Genomic DNA, 20,611 nt, shown 5'->3' on the forward strand with positions numbered 1-20,611 from the left:
GCTTCACGATTCTACCGGTGCTGGCGGCGTGCCAACATGAATGAAATTCATGTAAATCTTCAACACGTCTAAAAACCGCGCAGCTTTGTTATTATTCCGCAACTTTTGTATTTGCCCGACCAGGTAGTCCTATGTCTGACCGCAGCGCTCGTTTCCAAGCACTTCAGCAAGCACTCAAAGAGCGCATCCTGATTCTCGATGGCGGCATGGGTACTATGATCCAAAGCTACCGCCTCGAGGAACACGACTATCGTGGCACGCGCTTCGCCGATTGGCCAAGCGATGTCAAAGGCAACAACGACCTGTTGCTGCTGTCGCGCCCCGACGTCATCGCCGCCATCGAGAAGGCCTACCTGGACGCCGGCGCCGACATTCTCGAAACCAACACCTTCAACGCCACGCAGATTTCCCAGGCCGACTACGGCATGGAAGCGCTGGTCTACGAGCTCAACGTGCAAGGCGCGCGCATCGCCCGCCAGGTGGCCGACGCCAAGACCCTCGAAACCCCGGACAAACCGCGCTTCGTCGCCGGCGTGCTCGGCCCGACCAGCCGCACCTGCTCGATCTCCCCCGACGTCAACGACCCGGGCTACCGCAACGTCACCTTCGATCTGTTGGTAGAAAACTACATCGAGGCGACCCGTGGCCTGATCGAGGGCGGCGCCGACCTGATCCTGATCGAGACCATCTTCGACACCCTCAATGCCAAGGCGGCGATCTTCGCCGTGCAGCAGGTGTTCGAAGAAGACGGCGTCGAATTGCCGATCATGATTTCCGGGACCATCACCGACGCCTCCGGCCGTACCCTGTCCGGGCAGACCACCGAAGCTTTCTGGAACTCGGTGCGCCATGCCAACCCGATCTCGGTGGGCCTGAACTGCGCCCTCGGCGCCAAGGACCTGCGGCCGTACCTCGAAGAGCTGTCGACCAAGGCCGGCACCCATGTTTCGGCGCACCCCAACGCCGGCCTGCCCAACGCCTTCGGTGAGTACGACGAAACCCCGGCCGAGATGGCCGAGGTGGTCGAGGAATTCGCCGCCAGCGGCTTCTTGAACATCATCGGCGGCTGCTGCGGCACCACGCCGGGGCATATCCAGGCGATTGCCGAGGCGGTCAGCAAGTACCCGCCACGGGCCATTCCGGACATTCCCAAGGCGTGCCGGCTGTCGGGTCTGGAGCCGTTCACCATTGACCGCAACTCGTTGTTCGTCAACGTCGGTGAGCGCACCAACATCACCGGTTCCGCCAAGTTCGCCCGGCTGATCCGCGAAGAGAACTACACCGAAGCCCTGGAAGTCGCCCTGCAGCAGGTCGAGGCCGGCGCCCAGGTGATCGACATCAACATGGACGAAGGGATGCTCGATTCCCAGGCGGCCATGGTCAAGTTCCTCAACCTGATCGCCGGTGAGCCGGACATCTCCCGCGTACCGATCATGATCGACTCCTCCAAATGGGACGTGATCGAAGCCGGTCTCAAGTGCATCCAGGGCAAGGGCATCGTCAACTCGATCTCGATGAAGGAAGGCGTCGAGGCCTTCAAGCATCACGCCAAGCTGTGCAAGCGCTACGGCGCCGCCGTGGTGGTGATGGCCTTCGACGAGGTCGGCCAGGCCGACACCGCCGCGCGCAAGCGCGAGATCTGCCAGCGCAGCTACGACATCCTGGTCAATGAAGTGGGCTTCCCGCCGGAAGACATCATCTTCGACCCGAACATCTTCGCCGTCGCCACCGGCATCGAAGAGCACAACAACTACGCCGTCGACTTCATCGAAGCCTGCGCCTACATTCGCGACCATCTGCCCTACGCCCTGACCTCGGGCGGGGTATCCAACGTGTCGTTCTCGTTCCGTGGCAACAACCCGGTGCGCGAGGCGATCCACTCGGTGTTCCTCTACCACGCGATCCAGAATGGCCTGACCATGGGTATCGTCAACGCCGGGCAGCTGGAGATCTACGACGAGATCCCGCCAGCCTTGCGCGAGAAGGTCGAGGACGTGGTGCTCAACCGCACCCCGCATGGCACCGACGCCCTGCTCGCTATCGCCGACGACTACAAGGGCGGCGGCGCGGTCAAGGAAGTCGAGAACGAGGAATGGCGCTCGCTGCCGGTGGGCAAGCGCCTGGAACACGCGCTGGTCAAGGGCATCACCGCCTTCATCGTCGAAGACACCGAAGAATGCCGCCAGCAGTGCGCGCGCCCCATCGAGGTGATTGAAGGCCCGCTGATGAGCGGCATGAACGTGGTCGGCGACCTGTTCGGCGCCGGCAAGATGTTCCTGCCCCAGGTGGTCAAATCGGCGCGGGTAATGAAGCAGGCGGTGGCCCACCTGATCCCGTTCATCGAACTGGAAAAAGGCGACAAGCCCCAAGCCAAGGGCAAGATCCTCATGGCCACGGTCAAGGGTGACGTGCACGACATCGGCAAGAACATCGTCGGCGTGGTGCTGGGTTGCAACGGTTATGACATCGTCGACCTCGGCGTCATGGTGCCGGCCGAGAAGATCCTGCAGACTGCCCGCGAGCAGAAGTGCGACATCATCGGCCTGTCCGGGCTGATCACCCCGTCGCTGGACGAGATGGTCCATGTTGCCCGCGAGATGCAGCGCCAGGACTTCCACCTGCCGCTGATGATCGGCGGCGCCACCACCTCCAAGGCGCACACGGCGGTGAAGATCGAGCCCAAGTACAGCAACGACGCGGTGATCTACGTCACCGACGCCTCGCGTGCCGTGGGGGTCGCCACCCAGTTGCTGTCCAAGGAGCTCAAGCCGGGCTTCGTCGAAAAGACCCGCCAGGACTACGTTGAAGTCCGCGAGCGCACCGCCAACCGCAGCGCCCGCACCGAGCGCCTGAGCTACGAACAGTCGATTGCCGCCAAGCCACAATACGACTGGGCCGCTTATCAGCCGGTGGTACCGAGCTTCACCGGGGTGAAAGTGCTGGAGGACATCGACCTCAAGGTGCTGGCCGAATACATCGACTGGACGCCGTTCTTCATCTCCTGGGACCTGGCCGGCAAGTACCCGCGCATCCTCACCGACGAAGTGGTCGGTGAAGCGGCCACTGCGCTGTTCAAGGATGCCCAGGACATGCTCGCCAAGCTGATCGACGAGAAGCTGATCAGCGCCCGCGCGGTGTTCGGCTTCTGGCCGGCCAACCAGGTCAACCATGACGACATCGAAGTCTATGGCGCCGACGGCCAGCCGCTGGCGCAACTGCACCACCTGCGCCAGCAGACCATCAAGCCGGACAACAAGCCGAACTTCTCCCTGGCCGACTTCGTCGCGCCAAAGGAAACCGGTATCACCGACTACGTCGGTGGCTTCATCACCACCGCCGGCATCGGCGCCGAGGAAGTGGCCAAGGCTTACCAGGACAAGGGCGACGACTACAACTCGATCATGGTCAAGGCCCTCGCCGACCGCCTGGCCGAGGCCTGCGCCGAGTGGCTGCACGAACAGGTGCGTAAAACCTATTGGGGTTACGCCAAGGACGAGCACCTGAACAACGAAGCGCTGATCAAGGAACAGTACTCGGGTATCCGCCCTGCCCCGGGCTACCCGGCCTGCCCGGACCATACCGAGAAGGAAACCCTGTTCCGCCTGCTCGACGGCACCGCCATCGGCGAAACCGGGCCGAGCGGCGTGTTCCTCACCGAGCACTTCGCCATGTTCCCGGCGGCGGCGGTCAGCGGCTGGTACTTCGCCCACCCGCAGGCGCAGTACTTTGCCGTGGGCAAGGTCGACAAGGACCAGGTGCAGAGCTACACGGCGCGCAAGGGGCAGGACCTGAGCGTGAGTGAACGCTGGTTGGCGCCTAACCTCGGCTATGACATCTGAAGCTGCAAGCTACAAGCTGCAAGCGGGCGCATCAGCCTCTTGTAGCTTGAGGCTCATAGCTTGCAGCGTCCGTCTACACTGAGGGAGATGCCTTCTACAAGGAGCCCCTCATGGACGAACCCGCCCAAGGCAAACCCCCGACTTTCTGGCAGATGCTGCAAAGCATCCTGGCAGCAGCCTTCGGGGTGCAGAGCGGCAAGAACCGCGCCCGCGACTTCAACCACGGCAAGGCCAGCCATTTCATTGCGCTGGGCACCGTGTTCACCTTGCTCTTCATTCTGGTACTGATCGGGCTGGTGCAATTGGCCATGCACCTTACCGCCCGCTGAACAGCAGTCCGCCCGCAGATGTCCATTCTGCGGGCGGTTTACTGTTACCCATCGCGTGATGTCACTGGTGGCTGACCCAATACACCGCGGTCACCACAACCAGGATGATCAGACAGAGTATCGCCCAGGCATCGACACTGCTGTCATTCTTACCCGCTTTGGTCGAGTTTCCCATTGCATCGCCTCTTGTAGTGGTTATGGGAATGCATGTCACCCGTTGCAGTTAAGTCCAGCAATGCCCATTGCTCAAGCAGGGGCTTTTCAATAATCGACGGGGGCCTTGAGAAACGGATAACGGTAATCGGCCGGATGCCCCTGGGCGCTGTAGCGGTTGAAATCCAGGCCGTAGTCGGCCTGCTCCTGCAGGTTCAACCAGCGCCGCGCCCGCAGCGGGTCGATCAACTGCAGGACCGGTACCTGAAATTCGCGACGGCCATCGAGCTCGCTTGGCAGTTTCAGCGCATCATCGTGCAGTAACACCATAGCCCAGCCGCCCAGCGAGAAGTGCCCGCCCATCAGCACGCTCAGGCGCCCGTCAATGCGCGCCTGCAAGGCCGCCTGCGAACTGTTGACGGCGCTGAACAGCACGTCCTTGCCCGGCACGCGCCCAACTTCTTCAAACGCCTGCATGGCACCCAAGGCCATCTCGTCGTTGGCCGACCACACCAGCTCGATCTTCGGGTAACGCTGCAACAGTTGCGTTGCCTGCTCGTACGCGCGCTGCCTGCCCCAGCCGCCATACACCACCTGGCGCAGACGCACTTCAGGGTGCTCGGCCAGGGCGCGGCGCATGCCTTGCTCGCGCAGCTGCGAAGCCGGAGTGTTCTTGAGCCCGGAAAACGCCAGTAATTCCAGCGGCCGGGTCAGGCCCGGCTGGGCACGCAAGGCTATCAGCATCTTGAGCATCTGGTAGCCGGCCTGCTCGTCATTGCCCACCAGGGTCCCGAGCAACGGCGGGTACTTGTCCGGGTTGTTGTCGATCAGCTCGGCCTGGTTCGGCGTCAGGCCGTTGTTGACCAGAAACAGCTTGACCCCGCTGCCGCGGGACAGGCGGATAATCTCCGGAGCGATGTACTGTTCGTTGACCAGCACCAGGTAGTCCGGGCGCTGCTGGCCCTCGAGCACTTCAACGGCCTGGGTCAGTGCCAGCTCCGGCCGGCGCTCGCTGTACCTGATACTCAACTGCATGCCCAGGTCGTCGGCGGCGGCCTGCATGAAACGCGAATAACTGACCCAGAAGGTCTCGTTGGAATAGCCCGGATTGAGAAACACCACTGAAGCCGCCTGCGCGCCAGCCACCAGTGGCAGGCTCAGGCAAAGGCTTTGGCACAAGGCCTTGAGCATGCGTTGACGCTCCCGCTATTCAAACCACTCATTATAACCGGCCGTAGTGGCACATTGGCTAAACGCCATTCAGTCTCACTTAGTCCAAATGGTTCTTTTCATATGCAAAAACTTCACTTTTGCGCATAAACGCAAACTGCTATCTTTCTTCGGCTCCGCATCGGAGTGCGCGGCCGTGCGCGCGATTAGCTGCAAGCAGCTTGAGAACAGGACCCCTATGTACGTATACGACGAGTACGATCAGCGGATCATCGAGGACCGCGTCAAGCAGTTCCGTGATCAGACCCGCCGCTACCTGGCCGGTGAACTGAGCGAAGAAGAGTTCCGCCCCCTGCGCCTGCAAAATGGCCTCTATGTCCAACGTTTTGCCCCGATGTTGCGGGTCGCCGTGCCGTATGGCCAGCTGACGTCGCGCCAGACACGGATGCTGGCGAAGATCGCGCGCGACTACGACAAGGGCTACGCCCACATCAGCACCCGGCAGAACGTGCAATACAACTGGCCAGCCCTGGAAGACATCCCGGAAATTCTGGCAGAGCTGGCCACCGTGCAGATGCACGCGATCCAGACCAGCGGCAACTGCCTGCGCAACGTCACCACCGACCAGTTCGCCGGTGTCGCTGCCGATGAAGTGATCGACCCGCGCCCATGGTGCGAGATCGTCCGCCAGTGGACCACCTTCCACCCGGAATTCGCCTACCTGCCGCGCAAGTTCAAGATCGCCATCAATGGCTCGAGCAGCGACCGCGCGGCCATCGAAGTGCACGATATCGGCCTGGAGCCGGTGTACAACGCAGCCGGCGAGCTGGGTTTCCGCGTGCTGGTCGGTGGCGGCCTGGGCCGTACCCCGGTAGTCGGCGCCTTCATCAACGAGTTCCTGCCCTGGCAGGACCTGCTCAGCTACCTTGACGCGATCCTGCGGGTGTACAACCGCTACGGCCGTCGCGACAACAAGTACAAGGCGCGGATCAAGATCCTGGTCAAGGCGCTCACCCCTGAAGTGTTTGCCGAGAAGGTCGAGGCCGAGATGGTCCACCTGCGCGGCGGCAGCAGCACCCTGACCGAAGCCGAAGTGCACCGCGTGGCCAAGCACTTCGTCGACCCGGACTACCAGGCGCTGGACAACCTCGACTTCAGCGAACTCGAACAACAGCACCCGGGCTTTGCCCGCTGGCGCACGCGCAACGTGCTGGCGCACAAGAAGCCCGGCTACGTGGCCGTGACCCTGTCGCTCAAGCCCACCGGCGTGGCGCCAGGCGACCTGACCGACAAGCAACTGGATGCCGTCGCCGACCTCGCCGAGCGCTACAGCTTCGGCCAGCTGCGCACCTCCCACGAGCAGAACATCATCCTCGCCGACGTCGAGCAGAGCCAGTTGCACGCCCTGTGGCTGGAGCTGCGCGAAAATGGCCTGGCCACGCCGAACATCGGCCTGCTGACCGACATCATCTGCTGCCCGGGCGGTGACTTCTGCTCCCTGGCCAACGCCAAGTCGATCCCGATCGCCGAATCCATCCAGCGCCGTTTCGACGACCTCGATTACCTGTTCGACATCGGTGAGCTGGACCTGAACATCTCCGGTTGCATGAACGCCTGTGGTCACCACCACGTCGGCCATATCGGCATCCTCGGGGTGGACAAGAAAGGCGAAGAGTTCTACCAGGTCTCCCTGGGTGGCAGCGCCAGCCGCGACGCCAGCCTGGGCAAGATCCTCGGCCCTTCCTTTGCCCAGGACGACATGCCGGATGTGATCGAGAAGCTGATCGACGTCTACGTTGAAAGACGTACCGAAGACGAGCGCTTCATCGACACCTACCAACGTATTGGCATCGACCCATTCAAGGAACGCGTCTATGCAGCGAATCATTAAGAACAACGAGATTGTCGATGAAACCTGGCACCTGCTGCCCAAGGACTTCAGCATCGACGAAGTGACCAACTGCGACGACTACATTGTTCCGCTGCAGCTGTGGCGTGAACACGGCCATATGCTCATGGCCCGCGACGGCGGCCTGGGCGTATGGCTGGACGCCGATGAAGAAGCGGAAGAGATCGGCGAAGTCGCCAACCAGTTCCAGGTCATTGCCCTGAACTTCCCGGCCTTCACCGACGGGCGCAACTACTCCAATGCGCGCCTGCTGCGCGACCGCTACAAGTTCACCGGCGAACTGCGCGCCATTGGCGACGTGCTGCGTGACCAGCTGTTCTACATGAAGCGTTGCGGCTTCGATGCCTTCGCCCTGCGTGCCGACAAGGACCCGGTCGAAGCGCTGCAAAGCCTGCAAGACTTTTCGGTGACCTACCAGGCCGCCACTGACGAACCGCAGCCGCTGTTCCGTCGTCGCTGAATGCATCGCGGGGCAAGCCCGCTCCTACCGATGTCATCTGGTGGGAGCGGGTTTGCCGGCTATTTACAGACGGGTGACCTGATCGGGGATGCTGTTCCAGATCTGCGTGGTCAAGGTCTCGATCAAACGCTGCTCATCGGCGCCGCGACGTTGCTGGATGGTTTCCACTCGCGTGCGATAAACCTGATCGCGCATTGAACCCTTGTCTGCCTCCAGCGCTTCGAGCCGGGCAAAGAAAGGCTTGTTGACCTCGTCGAAACGCTCACCGTAGCGCGATTTGAGAAAGGTTATCCAGAAGTCCCGACTGGCAATCGCGCTTTTCATGGCCTCGGGGGTCTCCGCTGCCAGCACTTCGGCTGCGGCGCTGTCCAGTTGCGCCGCAGTGACATTGGCCATGTTCGCGAACCGCATGGTTTGCGGTTGCCCCGGAAGCCCCAGACGCTGCGCCAGCTTTATTCGATAGAACAGGCGTACTTCCACCTCGTCCACGCGAATTCTGGCTGCACGGCGCGCGGCGATGTCGCGCAAGGCAATGCGCTCGACACTGTCCAGGCGACCCAGGCCACGCGCCAGGTCGATCAGCGCATATTCCGTGCCCACCGCAGTGCCTGCCTCGTAGGCCTCTTGCACCAGCACCAGTACCTCCAACTGGCTGAACACCAGGATGACGCCGTCTGAACAGGTATTCGGATGCGCCACGAACTCGAACAGCTCTTCACGCAGACGGGTACTGTCGCTGGCGGCCTTGAGCATCCGCCAGACCCGCTCACACAACGCCCGGTAAGCCTGAGTGAAATCGGTACTCTCACCCAGATCATTGAGCAAGCGGAAGAACTCGCCACTGGCCGGGTCTTCCGACAACGCCTGCCAGTAGCCGCGGATCTGCGCCGCTCGGCTCGCGTCCGCCCCCACCAGCCAGCGCGCCGAGGCTTGCGCCGTTGATGCAGGCGCCTGCAGATGCGCACCGCGCACCGTCGGCAGCACCCCCAGGGTCACGCCCGTGCGCTGACGATAGGCCTCCAGGCGTTCGAGGCTGCCTGCATCCAGCGGGTTGCCATGCAGACTGGTGATGCCATTGATCCGCTCGACTCGCTGCGCCTGGCCGGCCGGCTCGAAAACGGTGTCGGGGATGTGGATGATACGGTTGTCGCGCAGGTCCAGTACCGCCAGGTTTTCAAGCTCGAACACGCCGACTGGCCAAGTACTGATAGCGGTGTTTTTCAAGGACAGGTTGATCAGCTCCGGCATCGTCGCAACAGCGGGTGGCTGACCAAGCGGGTTGTCGTTCAAGTACAGCAGCTTCAACCCCGGCAATCGCGAAAGTACCGCGCTCATCGCCTCGTTCATCACCAGACGGTTGCGTTGCAGCTCCAACTTGGTCAAACCCTGCAACTCAGCCAGCGCATCGGCAAGCCCGGTCAGGCGATTATTACTGAGGTTGAGCCAGCGCAGCCTGGTGAACACCTGCAAAAAACCCGACGGCACCGATTGCAGGTTCATGCCTGAAAGGCGCACGTCAGCCACATGACTGAAGTCTGCCGTCAACGTCGGCAGCGCGCCGAGGCGCAGGTTGCTCAGATCCAGTTGGTAACCAATGAAACGCCCGTCGCCGGCATGCGCGCGGGCCGTTTCCCGGCGCCAGGCTTTCTTGATTTTCTCGGCAACCTGGCGCAACACCCGTTCATGGACAACTTGGATGCGATCGTCGCCAGCATCAGTGTATTGCCCACGCTCGACCCACTGATTCAAGGCATCGGTCAGCTGCCTGTACTCACTGCGACGACGTTCCAGTGCTTCGAGCCTGTCGGCATCGGTCAGCCCCAGCTCTTCAAGGAAGCGTTCAGCTTGCTCCGGCTCCAGGATCGGGTAGAGGCTACGCAACTGATTGAGCAAGCCACTGTCGAAACGGCGGTCGGCAGCACCGCGACCGCTGAGCGGATAGCCGATGCGGCCATCGGCCAGGCGCATGGGCGTACGCAGCCAGGGGCGTACAGGTTGCTGGCCGATTAATTTCGAGGCCCGAAGCCGGTCACTGCTCGCCAGTGCCGTCAATTGCGTACGCAGGCGCATGGGTTGGTAAAGCTGCAGCCCCAGCGCCTGACGCTCACTGTCAGGCAGGGCCTTGAGCAGTGCGCCGGCCATATCATCGTTGACCGTCAACTCGTTACCTTCGGCATCATAGGCACTGTAACGGCCGTCCTTGCGCAGCAAGGTCTTCAGTGTTGCGTCAGGCTCTCCGGCGGCCATAAGCAACTGGCCATCAGCCGAACCTTCATGCACCTGCAGGCGCACCTGGCCACTCCAGCCGGGCAAGTGCTCCAGCAGGCGGACCATCAGCCGGTCACTGTCCAGGCTCGCCAGCCTAGGCTCGAACATCCCTTCCATGGCGCGGTTCAAGCGAACCTGGCGCTGGTACAGCCGGGCTTCCTCCGCCAGACGCAGGGGAACCCGGGCGAGCACTTGGCGCATTTGCTCCAGCTCAGCCGGGGTCGCATGGCCAACCAGCTCTTCGGCGGCTTGCAGCGCCAGCGAAGGGAAGCTTCGCTGCAGCAGGCGCACTTCAGCGCTGGCCTGCTCGCCTGGGGTGGCATAGATACTGTCGAAAATGGCCACGCGCCGTTGTTCAGCACGGGTCGCCAAGGCGTCGCGCAGCACCTGCAGTCGTTCGCTTCGCGGCACGTGGACACCTACCAGGCGCTTGATGGCCGGTTCATCCAGACGCTGCAGAATCACTTCCGGCAAGCGGTTGTCGTGCAGCTCACTCATCAACACCTTGAACGTCTCGGTATCGGGCCACCGATCGAGGCCGTAGATCGCTGAGTCGCCCGATAACCCGGCGCCTCGAAATACCTCGATCGGCAGGTTCAGCCAGCCTGGCAGCTCTGTCGCCAGTACCGCACTGAATCCGCGGCCAATACCTCCTGGCGAGCCGCTGCGCAGCTTGCCGATCCAGGTATCGAGCTGACGGTCCAGGCGCAAACGCTGCAGGGTATCGGCCAGCAGCGGCGGCAGCGCCCGCTGGCCAGCATGGACCGCACGCAAGGTATTGTCATCGATACCACTGATTTCGCCCGCCTGAAGCAACTCGGTGTCAGTCAGCCCCTCGGTGGCGTGCCCTGAACGGCGCAGCAGCTGCAGACGGCTCCAGCCCAATGGCTGCTCACCATGGGCCAGCCAGGCACCGTCGTTATTGTGATCGAGCAAGGGGCGGTAGGCCGTTGGGTCAGATGGATGCAAGACCTGCCACTGGCCGTCGCCTGCCTGGGCAACCTCGAAGGTGTCGCTGCCCAGGCGGATGTAGCGCTTGCCATCTGCCAGGTAATGGCCATTGGCATCAGGCTCGATCCCTTGCAGATTAACTTCACGGGCGTAGTCGCCCAGCGCAGGCTGCCACAATCGCTGCTGACCGTCTGGCAGCCTGACCTTGACCAGACCATTGATCGCCTCGCTGGCCGCGACCGGCTCGAACGCCCTGCCGGCGACGCCCAGCCCGGCGACGACGGCGATGTTGAGGCCGACCGATTTGAGGTGCGCCCAGGCTTCGTCCAGATCGCCAGCCTCCCAGGCATGGGCCCCCTCTACCACCTCGCAGATCAACTGCGCCGCAGCCGCTGCAGCCATCACGACACCGAGCGAGGGGACAAAGAACGCGGCGGCATTGAGCAGGTTGAAACCGATCGACTCCCAGTAAGCGAGACGGGCGCGCCAGGCCTGGTCGTCGACGTCAGCACTCGGCACCGCCAGGGCACGGGCGTCATCCTTGATCTTCTGCACATGGCGATCCTGCAAATAGCCAAACAGCTCCTGGTCGATGAACGTCTCGCGCACATGCAGGTTGGCGCCCGGGTTCGGCCGCCGCCAGTACAGGCCATCGCCATCATTGACCAGGTGATACAGGGTATCCTGCAGCCGCGACAACACATGTTCTTGCGACGAGTGCGGCACATAGCTGCGCAGCAGTGCCTGGTAGGCGGGTTGGCGTAATCTGACCTTGAGGTCATCCCTGGCCGCGCGCACCGACGGGTACTCCTTGAGCGGCGCGTCAGGGGCCCCCGGCAGGTAGAGGAGCACCGGCTCGACGCCATTGTCGTCACGCTCGGGACCGATCACCAGCACCTCGGACAACGGCACGCCAAACATGCTCAGCTGGCTGCAGCGCACCGGCTTGCCACCCCAGCGTGGTGCCCGCCCGTCCTGGACCAGCTCCAGCAGCACCGCGCGGGCCTGCTCGCTGATCTGCTGTTTGAGAAAAGCGACCTGCAGACGGACCCGCAGCAGGTCCTTGTTCAGTTCGATGGCCAGGCTACGGCGCCTGGTGCTGCTGCGCGGATGCTCGAACACCTCGCCCAGGTGGCGCTGGTACTGCCCACCCAGATCCAGGTCATGGCACAAGCGGGCAAACGCCTGGGGTTCGATATCGAGCTTTTGCGAGTAGCGGTAGCGAAAACGCGGGTAGCCCTGCTCGCTACCCGGCACCAGCTCAAGGAAGAACGCATCCTTGGGGGCCAGCGCGGTACCGTCTTCAAACTCGCTGTCGGCGGCAAAGTTCTGCAACGCGGCCTGCATCAGGCGCTGGCGGCGCGGGCCGGTCTTGAGCATTGACCCCAGCAACACCGATTCGCGCTCGATACGCACGAACTCATCGTTGTCGATATCAGGCTCGACACCGAGGTCAGCCTTGAGGCGGGCCTTGAGCAAGGGTTCGCAAAACGCGCCGATGCCCTTGAAGTCCTTCAGCTCACGGGCCAGGCGCTGCCCGGAACGGCGGCTGCGCACCTGGTAATCGGCCAACAGTTTTTTTTCAACTTCGCTGGCGCTCGCAAACCAGTCGCCCTGGTCGCGACCATGCTGTTCCGGCAGCAGGTGGGCGCCCATCTGGTCGAAGTTTTCGGGCCTGGCGTGCCTGATCCAGGCGGGCAGGCGTTGCAAGATGAAGGGGCCATGCAGGCCGGGAACGGATACTGGAGGGGGGGTGGTCATGGCAGGTCTCCTGTTGGCTTGAACGCCTAGGAGACCTGCCGGCAGCACCACCTGGGTGCTAATTAATGCTTGCGCATTGCGCGCCGCGGGGGTTTCCGGTTACCAAAGACGCCCACTGAGACGGCTCCAGAGCTTGACCGCCAGATGCTCGAGCGAACCACTGGCCGCCAGGCCGACGCGCTCCTGCAGGCTTTTGCGTTCGGCAAAGTGCAGGTGGTAGAGGTTGGCTTCGCGGGCTCGCTGACTCAGGTACTCATCGCTGGTCATCAACTGGTCGACCAGTTGCTTGTTCAGCGCCGCAACGCCGAGCCAGACTTCACCGGTAGCCACATCATCAATGTGCAACTGCGGGCGATAGCGCGAAACAAAATCCTTGAACAGCTGGTGGGTGATATCCAGGTCTTCCTGGAACTTTTCCCGGCCCTTCTCGGTGTTCTCGCCAAACACGGTCACGGTGCGTTTGTATTCACCGGCGGTGAACACCTCGAAGTCGACATCGTGCTTTTTCAGCAGGCGGTTGACGTTGGGCAACTGCGCCACCACGCCGATCGAACCGAGGATGGCAAACGGCGCGCTGACGATCTTGTCGCCGATGCAGGCCATCATGTAACCACCACTGGCAGCGACCTTGTCGATGCACACCGTCAATGGCACGCCGGCCTGGCGAATTCGCGCCAGTTGCGAAGCGGCCAGGCCATAGCTGTGAACCATGCCGCCGCCGCTTTCCAGGCGCAGCACCACCTCGTCCTGGGCCGTGGCCAGGCTCAGCACGGCGCTGATTTCATGGCGCAGGCTCTCGGTGGCCGAGGCCTTGATGTCGCCGTCAAAGTCGAGGACGAACACCCGGCTTTTTTCTTCGGGCTTTTTCTTCTGCTGTTTTTCGGCCTTGGCCTGCTGCTTGCGCAAGGCCTTGAGCTGGGCCTTGTCCAGCAGGCTGCTTTCCAGGCGCTCGCGCAAGTCCTTGTAGAACTCGTTGAGCTTGTTGACCTGCAACTGCCCGCCGCCCTTGCGCCGGCCCTTGCCGCGCAAACCGGCAATCGCCGAGAGGACAATCAGAAACGCGATCACCAGGGTCGCGGTCTTGGCGAGAAAGCTTGCGTACTCTGCAAGAAACTCCACAGTAACTCCTTAACATGCCTGCGCCCGTACGGCGCGAACCGATAGTCAAGCATACCGAGGCCGCCCTGCCCCTGCCAGCGTAGGAAATGTTCGGCAATGCAGTTCAAACGCTCTTTTCAAACGCTTGTATGTTTTTTCGTTGACAGCCCGACGGTGGCAACCTAACCTCGGCTCATCCTTAGCGCAGGCGGACGACGTGGGCAGTATCTACCTGATTCGACATGGCCAGGCTTCATTTGGTGCAGACGACTATGACGTCCTCTCGCCCGTGGGCATGCGCCAGAGCGAGGCCCTCGGCGAGCATCTGGCGCAACTGGGCCTGCGCCTGGACCGCTGCCTGGCCGGCGACCTGCGCCGCCAGCAGGATACCGCGCGCCTGGCCCTGGCACGCCTGCAGGCAGCCGGTGCTGCGGTACCGGCGCTGGAAACCGACAACGCCTTCAACGAATTCGATGCCGATGGTGTAATCCGCGGCCTGCTGCCCGGCCTGTTGCCGGACGAGCCTGAGGCCTTGCACGTGTTGCGCAACGGCACGCAGAACCGCAGCGAGTTCCAGCGCCTGTTCGCCTTGCTGGTGCAGCGCTGGCACGCTGGCGAACATGCCTGCGAAGGCGCCGAGAGCTGGCAGGGGTTTGTCCAGCGTGTCGACGGCGGCCTGCAGCGGGTGCTGCAACAGGCCGGCAACGGCGACAACATTGCGATCTTTACTTCGGGCGGCACCATCGCCGCCCTGCTCCACCTGGTGACCCGTATCACTGCCGGCCAGGCTTTCGAGCTGAACTGGCAGATCATCAACACCTCGCTCAGCCAATTGAAGTTTCGTGGCCGCGAGGTGGCCCTGGCTTCCTTCAACAGCCAGGCCCATGTGCAGCTGTTGAAGGCGCCGGAGCTCATCACCTACCGATGAACCCCGGCTCGTTGTGACCTCAACCGTCACGCAAATCACTTAATAAGGAACACACCATGAGCGATGTAGCAAAAGCCGTCGAAGCGATGAAAGCCAAATTCAACCCAGCCGCTGCCGCCGGCCTGGACCTGGTTTTCGGTTTCAACATCACTGACGAAGACAAGCACTACGCCCTCATCGTCAAGGATGGCACCTGCGAAATCCAGGAAGGCGAAAACGCCGACGCCAACTGCACCCTGGTGCTGGACAGCGAAACCCTCAAGGGTATCGTCAGCGGCGACACCGACGGCATGCAGGCTTTCATGGGCGGCAAGCTGCGCGTTGAAGGCGACATGATGCTGTCGATGAAACTGAGCGAGCTGTTCCCGGCCTGATCGGCTTGCAGCGATAAAAAACCGAAGCCTGGGCTTCGGTTTTTTTTTGCCGTACATCGCAGTGTCAGGCCGGCGCCACCGGTGTGATGACTTCCTCGGTCAATGTCACAGACAGCGCTGCACGCTGCTGACCGACAAGGGTCTCCAACCTGTCACGCCATTGCGTCATACGCTCAGGATCATGAGCCACCGTCGCAACCGATGCCGGCTGCACTTGCATGGCCATCGCCAGCAGATCTCTCACTTCATCGTCCAGCGCCTCTGGTTGCTCGCGCCCTTCAGCCAGCGCATTGAGGTAATCCCTGGCCATTCGTGCGCGCTCATTGAGCAACCCATAACGCTCTGCAAACACCGCTCGCAGGTAGCCGGCCCAGTAGCCTTCAGTGCGAAGCCAATTGCCCAGTTCACGGGCTTCGCTGCTCGACACCGCATCCAGCGCCGCTTGCAAGTGGGTCTCTGTGATCCAGTCGTGGGGGGTGCGAATCGCCCGCCCCAGCAATGGCAGGGTCATCGGCAAACGCTGGGCCAACCTGAAGTGGAAGTCCTCGAACACCTCGTACAGTTCGATTGCCCGCCCAGGCTGGCGCCACTCATGAAAATGCGCCTCGACGTAACGAAACAAGGCGCGCGAGCGGCCGCGCAAACGCCCTTGAGTGATCAATACGCTGCGTGCGTCCCCCCTCTGCTGGATGGCTCGTTGCGCCTGCGCGTACTCCAGCACCTGGTCAAGGATGTAGAAGTCATCACGCGCCTCGTTGGTGTAGAGCACCACGGCTCTACCAATCGCTTCGCGCAGCACCTGCCGCTCATACATCTGGTCAAACAGAGAATGCACTGTTTGCAAGAATGCATCGCGGTTGAGCCAGGCGGACTCGGTACGACTCATGCGTTCAAGGACATCGAAGAGCAGACGCATGCCAACGCCCTGATTCTCGCGCATGATCTGCCAATTGACTCTTTGCAAAGCATTACCACCTTCGACCAGGTTCATGACCGGTTCGTGCTGCGCCCACTCCATCGCACGATGGGGGTTGCCCGCTGCGATCATTTCCCCCTCCACCCTGGCGCGTTCAGCCTGCGGCAGGTACGGCAGCGTCAGCCTCAATCCCGGCACCCGCCCAGCCCCCGCCGGGACTTGTGTGAAATGGTTACCCAGCAGCGATACCAGGGTCAACGAGGGCAAGGTTTCCAGGCCCTGCGGCCACTCGGTGATCCCGGTCTGGTCCAGGCGCAATCGCTGCAGCCCCGTCAGGCTGCCCAGCTGAGGCGCCCTCCCCAGAGGGTTGCCGGAGAGGTCAAGGTGCTGCAGGCGGGTCAAACCCTGCCACTGGCCCGCGGTGTCGGCGTCGAGGGTGATCTGGTTGTTGATCAGCATTAGTCGGTGCAACTGCACCAACGACGCCAATGCCCCAGCTTCGAACCGGGCCTGACTGGCAAAAATGGACAACTCCCTGAGGGTATCGATGGCAGCCAGTGCCGCAAGATGCTCCGTGGTCCAGAGCGTCGGGGCAGGTGTGGCAAACTCGATGTACAACGCTGTAAGACTGGTTGAGTGGCGCAATGGCGCCAAGGCTTCGGGGCTCATACCCGGACAGGTAAGGAGCAGATACTCCAGCGCCGGCAACTGACCGATGTCGGTGGGCAAGGATTGCAGCGCAATACCTTCGATCTGCAGGTCGCGCAGATTGGGAAACGCCCGCAGAAATCCATCGGGAATGCTGGTGATGTCCAGGGCGCTGAGCACCAGAATCTCCACCCCCGCCAGCTCGCCGTTCAATACTGGCAGGCTGTCGAGCGCCAGCCCGCTCAGACGCAACTGGATGCCGCCCGATGGCAGCCTGATAACCCGATCTTCGACCGCGCGAAAGCGCCACGCAGCGCTAAGCAGTTGGGCAATTTGCTGGCGTTGCTGACTCCTCACCCAGTAATGCTGGTCATGCCCGTGCAGCACGACATCGAATGCACGGCCCTCTACCCAGTTGTCCAGTGAAACGCTGAATGCAATCGATGCTCGCTCAAGCGCTGCCACGGCTTGTTCACTCTGCTCCTGACTGCCGGTCAGGCGCTCAAACCGCACGGCGATCTGCTCGGGCGTGTCGTCGACGAACATGGCTTCCAGGCGCTGTTGCAGTGTGCGCGAGCCGAACAACCTGTTGATCACGCTATGGCCCGGGTAGGCCCGGCGCCCCGCCACAGCCGGCAGACTGGCTTCAAGCCAGCGCGGCGGTGCCGCGATCCCCAGCAGCCTGCGCGCGCGCTCCGGCTGTTCGGTCGCCAGGTCACGCAGCCTGCGGCGCAACGCTTCGGCACTGGCCATGGAGGTCGGCAAGGCGTTTCTCGTGAGTGCCGGCAAAGCGGCGAACAGGCCGGCAAAAAACCCATAGCGTGCGCTGCTGGCACCAATGCCCAGGCCGCCGGCGTCATACAGGTGCCAGTTCTGTTCGGTGCGCACCAGCACACGGCTGTTGGTTGCGCTTACCTCGCCCACGCTCGCTACCAGGCGGCCAGTGCGGGTGGACTCACGTAACTCCAGGCGCAATTGCCCAGGCCAGCCGGGTAGATACTCCAGGAGGCTCAATGCCAGTCGCTGGGTGTCTTCGTTGTGCAGATAGCCAAGCTCGAAGTCGGTGAAAGCCTGACTCAGCCGAACACGGCGCGAGACTTCCACCACACGCTCGGTCAATTCCATGGATGGCTCTTGTCTGACTTGCCAAAGTGCTCGCTCGCGTACATCCACCGTACGTAGCACCTGCGCCGCTACCGACCGGGTCAAGCCGGGGAACAGTCGCTGCAAGGTCATCAGTACCTGCTCGTCATCCACCGGTACATCCAGCAAGGAGGGCGCAGAATGGTGGTAGAACTGTTCGAAAAGGGCGCGACGCACGCGCTCCAGGCCGTTCGCCAGGTCGGCGCACACTGAAGCCCACCGGGATGCGTTACCCTCCTGCGGTTCTTCCTCGTCGTCGCTCAGGTCACGTCGACGCCGTGGCGCATCCGCCAGCACCTCGACTACCCGGTCGATCAGGCGATTATGCTGCAGATCAGCGCGAGACACCTTCAAGGGCTCTACCCCTTCTTGGCCATCACCGTGCACTTGTAACGGCGCCCCCCAATACTCGACGCTGTCATAGAGCTCTATGGTTTTACCAGGTGGCCAGTTCGGCAGCTTCACCAGAATTTGCACGACGGGCGAGTAGTCCTCAGCCAGCAGGCTTCCCCGGCGAGCCCGGCTGATCAAACCCAGCACCTGACGATCCGCGGCAAGGCGCAACAGCGTTTCGTGCAGCACGATAGGTAGTGGCAGGTCGTCTCGGAAAACCTGACGCAGTTCATCGATCGTCACGCCGCTGATGTCGCCAAGCAGTTGCAGTTCTGCTGCTGCGAACCGCTCAACGACAGTTCCCAGGCGGCGCAGCAAGGTCGCTTTGCTCCAGCGTTGCGGTTGCTCCATCACATGGTGCCAGGCGCCCTGACCATTATGTTCCAGCACCGGGCGGAACAACGACGGGTCCCTGGGCGACAGGATTCGCCATCTATCCAGTTCGGTGTCTTTCTCGACCTGGTAGATATCGTTGTCGATCCGTACCCACTGTTTACCGTCGGCATCATAGATTCCGTTCTGACGGTTCGGCGCCAACTGGTTCTTCCAGCGCACGTCCTGCGCATAAGGCAACAGGTCGGGATGCCATAGCTGTTCACGGCCATCGTCCAGGCGAATCACAACCAGGCGGGCCATGGCTGAAGGCACCGTCAGCTCATCCTCTTCTTCGCCATCGGCAATCGCGGCGTTGAGCAAGATCGCGCGCAAGAAAGCTTGCCCGGTCTCCTGCACCCTTACATTCCAGTGATCGGCGCCATGGAAGAGTCTCGCCAGCAGTTTTGCCGCCAGAACGACAGTGAAGGCTACCCCCATCACGGGCATGAACAGCGTCGCGCCCCCCAGAACCGCCAAAGTGGTGTTGTAGCCTGCGTCCAGATCACCACGAAGCATCTCATCACAGTCCTGACTGCTCACCACCAGCGCACGAGACTGATCCTTGATGTACTGAACGCTTTCGTTATAGAGCACATCGAACAGCTCGCGGCGTACGTCAACCTGCTGCCAATGCTGGGCACGGCGCAGACTTTGCGGGTCCACCAGCAGGTCAAGAAAACCTGGCCGTTCCTTGATTGTGGCAAAGCTGGCGAGAAACCGCCGAAACCCCCGATCCGCCAGTCGACTGATCAGGTCAGTCTTGAAGGCCTCGAGCGATGCATACTGCTTGAACGGATGCAGCGGATCGCCCGGGATGTAGACAATGCAGGGGACAATCTCAGTCGAGTCGACTGTGGAAGGCGCTATGATCACGATCTGCGTCAACGCCACACCGAACAGCGCCAGACGGGTACACAGGCTGGCGTCGAAAACATTGCCCTGGGCCAAGGCAACTTTCAGGGGCGCATCGGCCGGTGCGTCAGCGGACTGTCTCAGCAACGCCCGCACCGTTGCATACCCCTGTTCGTCGAGATCGTCCCTGATACGGGCAATGTTGGCTTGCACCTCCATCAGGTCGCGCATAGCGGTCTTTTTCTTGCTGCGCAGAACATCCTTGTCGCCGCCCATGAGCAGCACGTTTTCCAGGTGTTCCTGATAGCGTTTGCCCAGGTCCAGCTCGCGACAACCCTCAGCGAAATCAGCCGCAGAGATCGAGAGCAGGTCAGGATAGGGAGCTTCACTGTCGGTTGCGGTCAGCACGCTGGTCTTGTCGCTGGCCAGCGCGCTCAGTTCATCGCGGCTGAAGTTCTTCAACGCTGCCTCGAACAGCGAAACGCTGGAAATTCGAAAGCCGGCGGTGCGCCTCACAAAACGAGCCTCGAGGATATCAACAGTCACGTTGAAGCGGGTCTGGAGCCAGTTTTCAAGTACAGGTTCGCAAAATTCATAGGCGCTTTGCAGGTCGGCGAAGGCCCGGGCAGCTTCGTGGCGCGAAGCATGGCTGCGGGCCTGGCTGGCATGCAAGGCGTTGCGCATTGGCCGGGAGGCGCTGCGCAACCATTGCGGCTGGCTGGAGGTTGCACTGTCGGGCAGCATGGCCGCCAGCTCCGAGCGTTTGAGCCGCGCGATCCAGGAGGGGACGCGCGCCTGTAGAAAGGCGACGTTAGGGTGAGAGGATGTCATGGTGTACGTCACTCCAGCGGTTTGGGATAGGCCAGTTGAATTCAACCCGCCCGCTTCGGTGCGTTAGATATATGTAGCCTTGCCGGTCATGGCGGCGCAGGCACATCAGGCACAGTGATCGCAGCGCAACACAGCGGTCTATAACAGCTGGGCAACGCTTGTTAGGGGATGGGCAACCTATTAAATTGCCAATGATCCGCCCCACCGATCATA

Annotated in this window: 10 protein-coding genes; 6 read left to right on the forward strand and 4 right to left on the reverse strand. The window is 62.0% G+C overall.

The window, feature by feature from the left end; genetic code table 11:
• Window positions 1–131: 131 nt before the first annotated feature.
• Window positions 132–3,839, forward strand: coding sequence for a methionine synthase (gene metH, locus JV241A_RS25815; RefSeq protein ID WP_134065150.1), 3,708 nt, complete (start codon window positions 132–134; stop codon window positions 3,837–3,839).
• Window positions 3,840–3,949: 110 nt separating this feature from the next.
• Complete coding sequence (locus JV241A_RS25820; protein ID WP_010223692.1) at window positions 3,950–4,168, forward strand: DUF2970 domain-containing protein; 219 nt, start codon at window positions 3,950–3,952, stop codon at window positions 4,166–4,168.
• 261 nt (window positions 4,169–4,429) lie between these two features.
• Here the strand turns inward: JV241A_RS25820 and JV241A_RS25825 are convergent, their stop codons facing one another.
• Window positions 4,430–5,512, reverse strand: a complete 1,083-nt coding sequence (locus JV241A_RS25825) for an ABC transporter substrate-binding protein (RefSeq protein WP_115086874.1) — start codon at window positions 5,510–5,512, stop codon at window positions 4,430–4,432.
• Between the two features lie 217 nt (window positions 5,513–5,729).
• Between JV241A_RS25825 and JV241A_RS25830 the strand changes: the two genes are divergently transcribed.
• Window positions 5,730–7,382 carry a nitrite/sulfite reductase gene (locus JV241A_RS25830; RefSeq protein ID WP_134065152.1) on the forward strand — a complete coding sequence of 551 codons (1,653 nt, stop codon included), beginning with the start codon at window positions 5,730–5,732 and terminating at the stop codon, window positions 7,380–7,382.
• Window positions 7,366–7,860, forward strand: coding sequence for a DUF934 domain-containing protein (locus JV241A_RS25835; protein WP_115086876.1), 495 nt, complete (start codon window positions 7,366–7,368; stop codon window positions 7,858–7,860). The genes JV241A_RS25830 and JV241A_RS25835 overlap by 17 nt, the downstream gene beginning before the upstream one ends.
• Before the next feature lie 63 nt (window positions 7,861–7,923).
• On the opposite strand, the gene JV241A_RS25840 is transcribed toward JV241A_RS25835, so the two are convergent.
• Together JV241A_RS25840 and sohB are read right to left on the reverse strand one after the other, a co-directional pair.
• Window positions 7,924–12,840, reverse strand: a complete 4,917-nt coding sequence (locus JV241A_RS25840) for an NEL-type E3 ubiquitin ligase domain-containing protein (RefSeq protein ID WP_134065154.1) — start codon at window positions 12,838–12,840, stop codon at window positions 7,924–7,926.
• A gap of 99 nt (window positions 12,841–12,939) precedes the next feature.
• Window positions 12,940–13,959 carry a protease SohB gene (gene sohB, locus JV241A_RS25845; RefSeq protein ID WP_115086878.1) on the reverse strand — a complete coding sequence of 340 codons (1,020 nt, stop codon included), beginning with the start codon at window positions 13,957–13,959 and terminating at the stop codon, window positions 12,940–12,942.
• Between the two features lie 196 nt (window positions 13,960–14,155).
• Between sohB and JV241A_RS25850 the strand changes: the two genes are divergently transcribed.
• On the forward strand, window positions 14,156–14,866 hold the full coding sequence (locus JV241A_RS25850; RefSeq protein WP_115086879.1) for a histidine phosphatase family protein: 711 nt from the start codon (window positions 14,156–14,158) through the stop codon (window positions 14,864–14,866).
• Window positions 14,867–14,922: 56 nt separating this feature from the next.
• Window positions 14,923–15,240 (forward strand): SCP2 sterol-binding domain-containing protein, encoded by a 318-nt coding sequence (locus tag JV241A_RS25855; protein WP_028941938.1) that lies wholly within the window; start codon window positions 14,923–14,925, stop codon window positions 15,238–15,240.
• A gap of 64 nt (window positions 15,241–15,304) precedes the next feature.
• Here JV241A_RS25855 and JV241A_RS25860 read toward each other — a convergent pair whose 3' ends face one another.
• Window positions 15,305–20,398 carry a DUF6543 domain-containing protein gene (locus JV241A_RS25860; RefSeq protein WP_134065156.1) on the reverse strand — a complete coding sequence of 1,698 codons (5,094 nt, stop codon included), beginning with the start codon at window positions 20,396–20,398 and terminating at the stop codon, window positions 15,305–15,307.
• Window positions 20,399–20,611 lie beyond the last annotated feature (213 nt).

The sequence above is a fragment of the Pseudomonas sp. JV241A genome, from assembly GCF_900275665.1.
In the GTDB taxonomy this organism is placed as follows: Bacteria; Pseudomonadota; Gammaproteobacteria; order Pseudomonadales; family Pseudomonadaceae; genus Aquipseudomonas; species Aquipseudomonas wadenswilerensis.

Excerpts from the sequence above, each read along its gene's own strand:
- metH (WP_134065150.1), top strand. The coding sequence starts at position 132 with ATGTCTGACCGCAGCGCTCGTTTCCAAGCACTTCAGCAAGCACTCAAA.
- JV241A_RS25820 (WP_010223692.1), top strand. The coding sequence starts at position 3,950 with ATGGACGAACCCGCCCAAGGCAAACCCCCGACTTTCTGGCAGATGCTG.
- JV241A_RS25825 (WP_115086874.1), bottom strand. The coding sequence starts at position 5,512 with ATGCTCAAGGCCTTGTGCCAAAGCCTTTGCCTGAGCCTGCCACTGGTG.
- JV241A_RS25830 (WP_134065152.1), top strand. The coding sequence starts at position 5,730 with ATGTACGTATACGACGAGTACGATCAGCGGATCATCGAGGACCGCGTC.
- JV241A_RS25835 (WP_115086876.1), top strand. The coding sequence starts at position 7,366 with ATGCAGCGAATCATTAAGAACAACGAGATTGTCGATGAAACCTGGCAC.
- JV241A_RS25840 (WP_134065154.1), bottom strand. The coding sequence starts at position 12,840 with ATGACCACCCCCCCTCCAGTATCCGTTCCCGGCCTGCATGGCCCCTTC.
- JV241A_RS25855 (WP_028941938.1), top strand. The coding sequence starts at position 14,923 with ATGAGCGATGTAGCAAAAGCCGTCGAAGCGATGAAAGCCAAATTCAAC.
- JV241A_RS25860 (WP_134065156.1), bottom strand. The coding sequence starts at position 20,398 with ATGACATCCTCTCACCCTAACGTCGCCTTTCTACAGGCGCGCGTCCCC.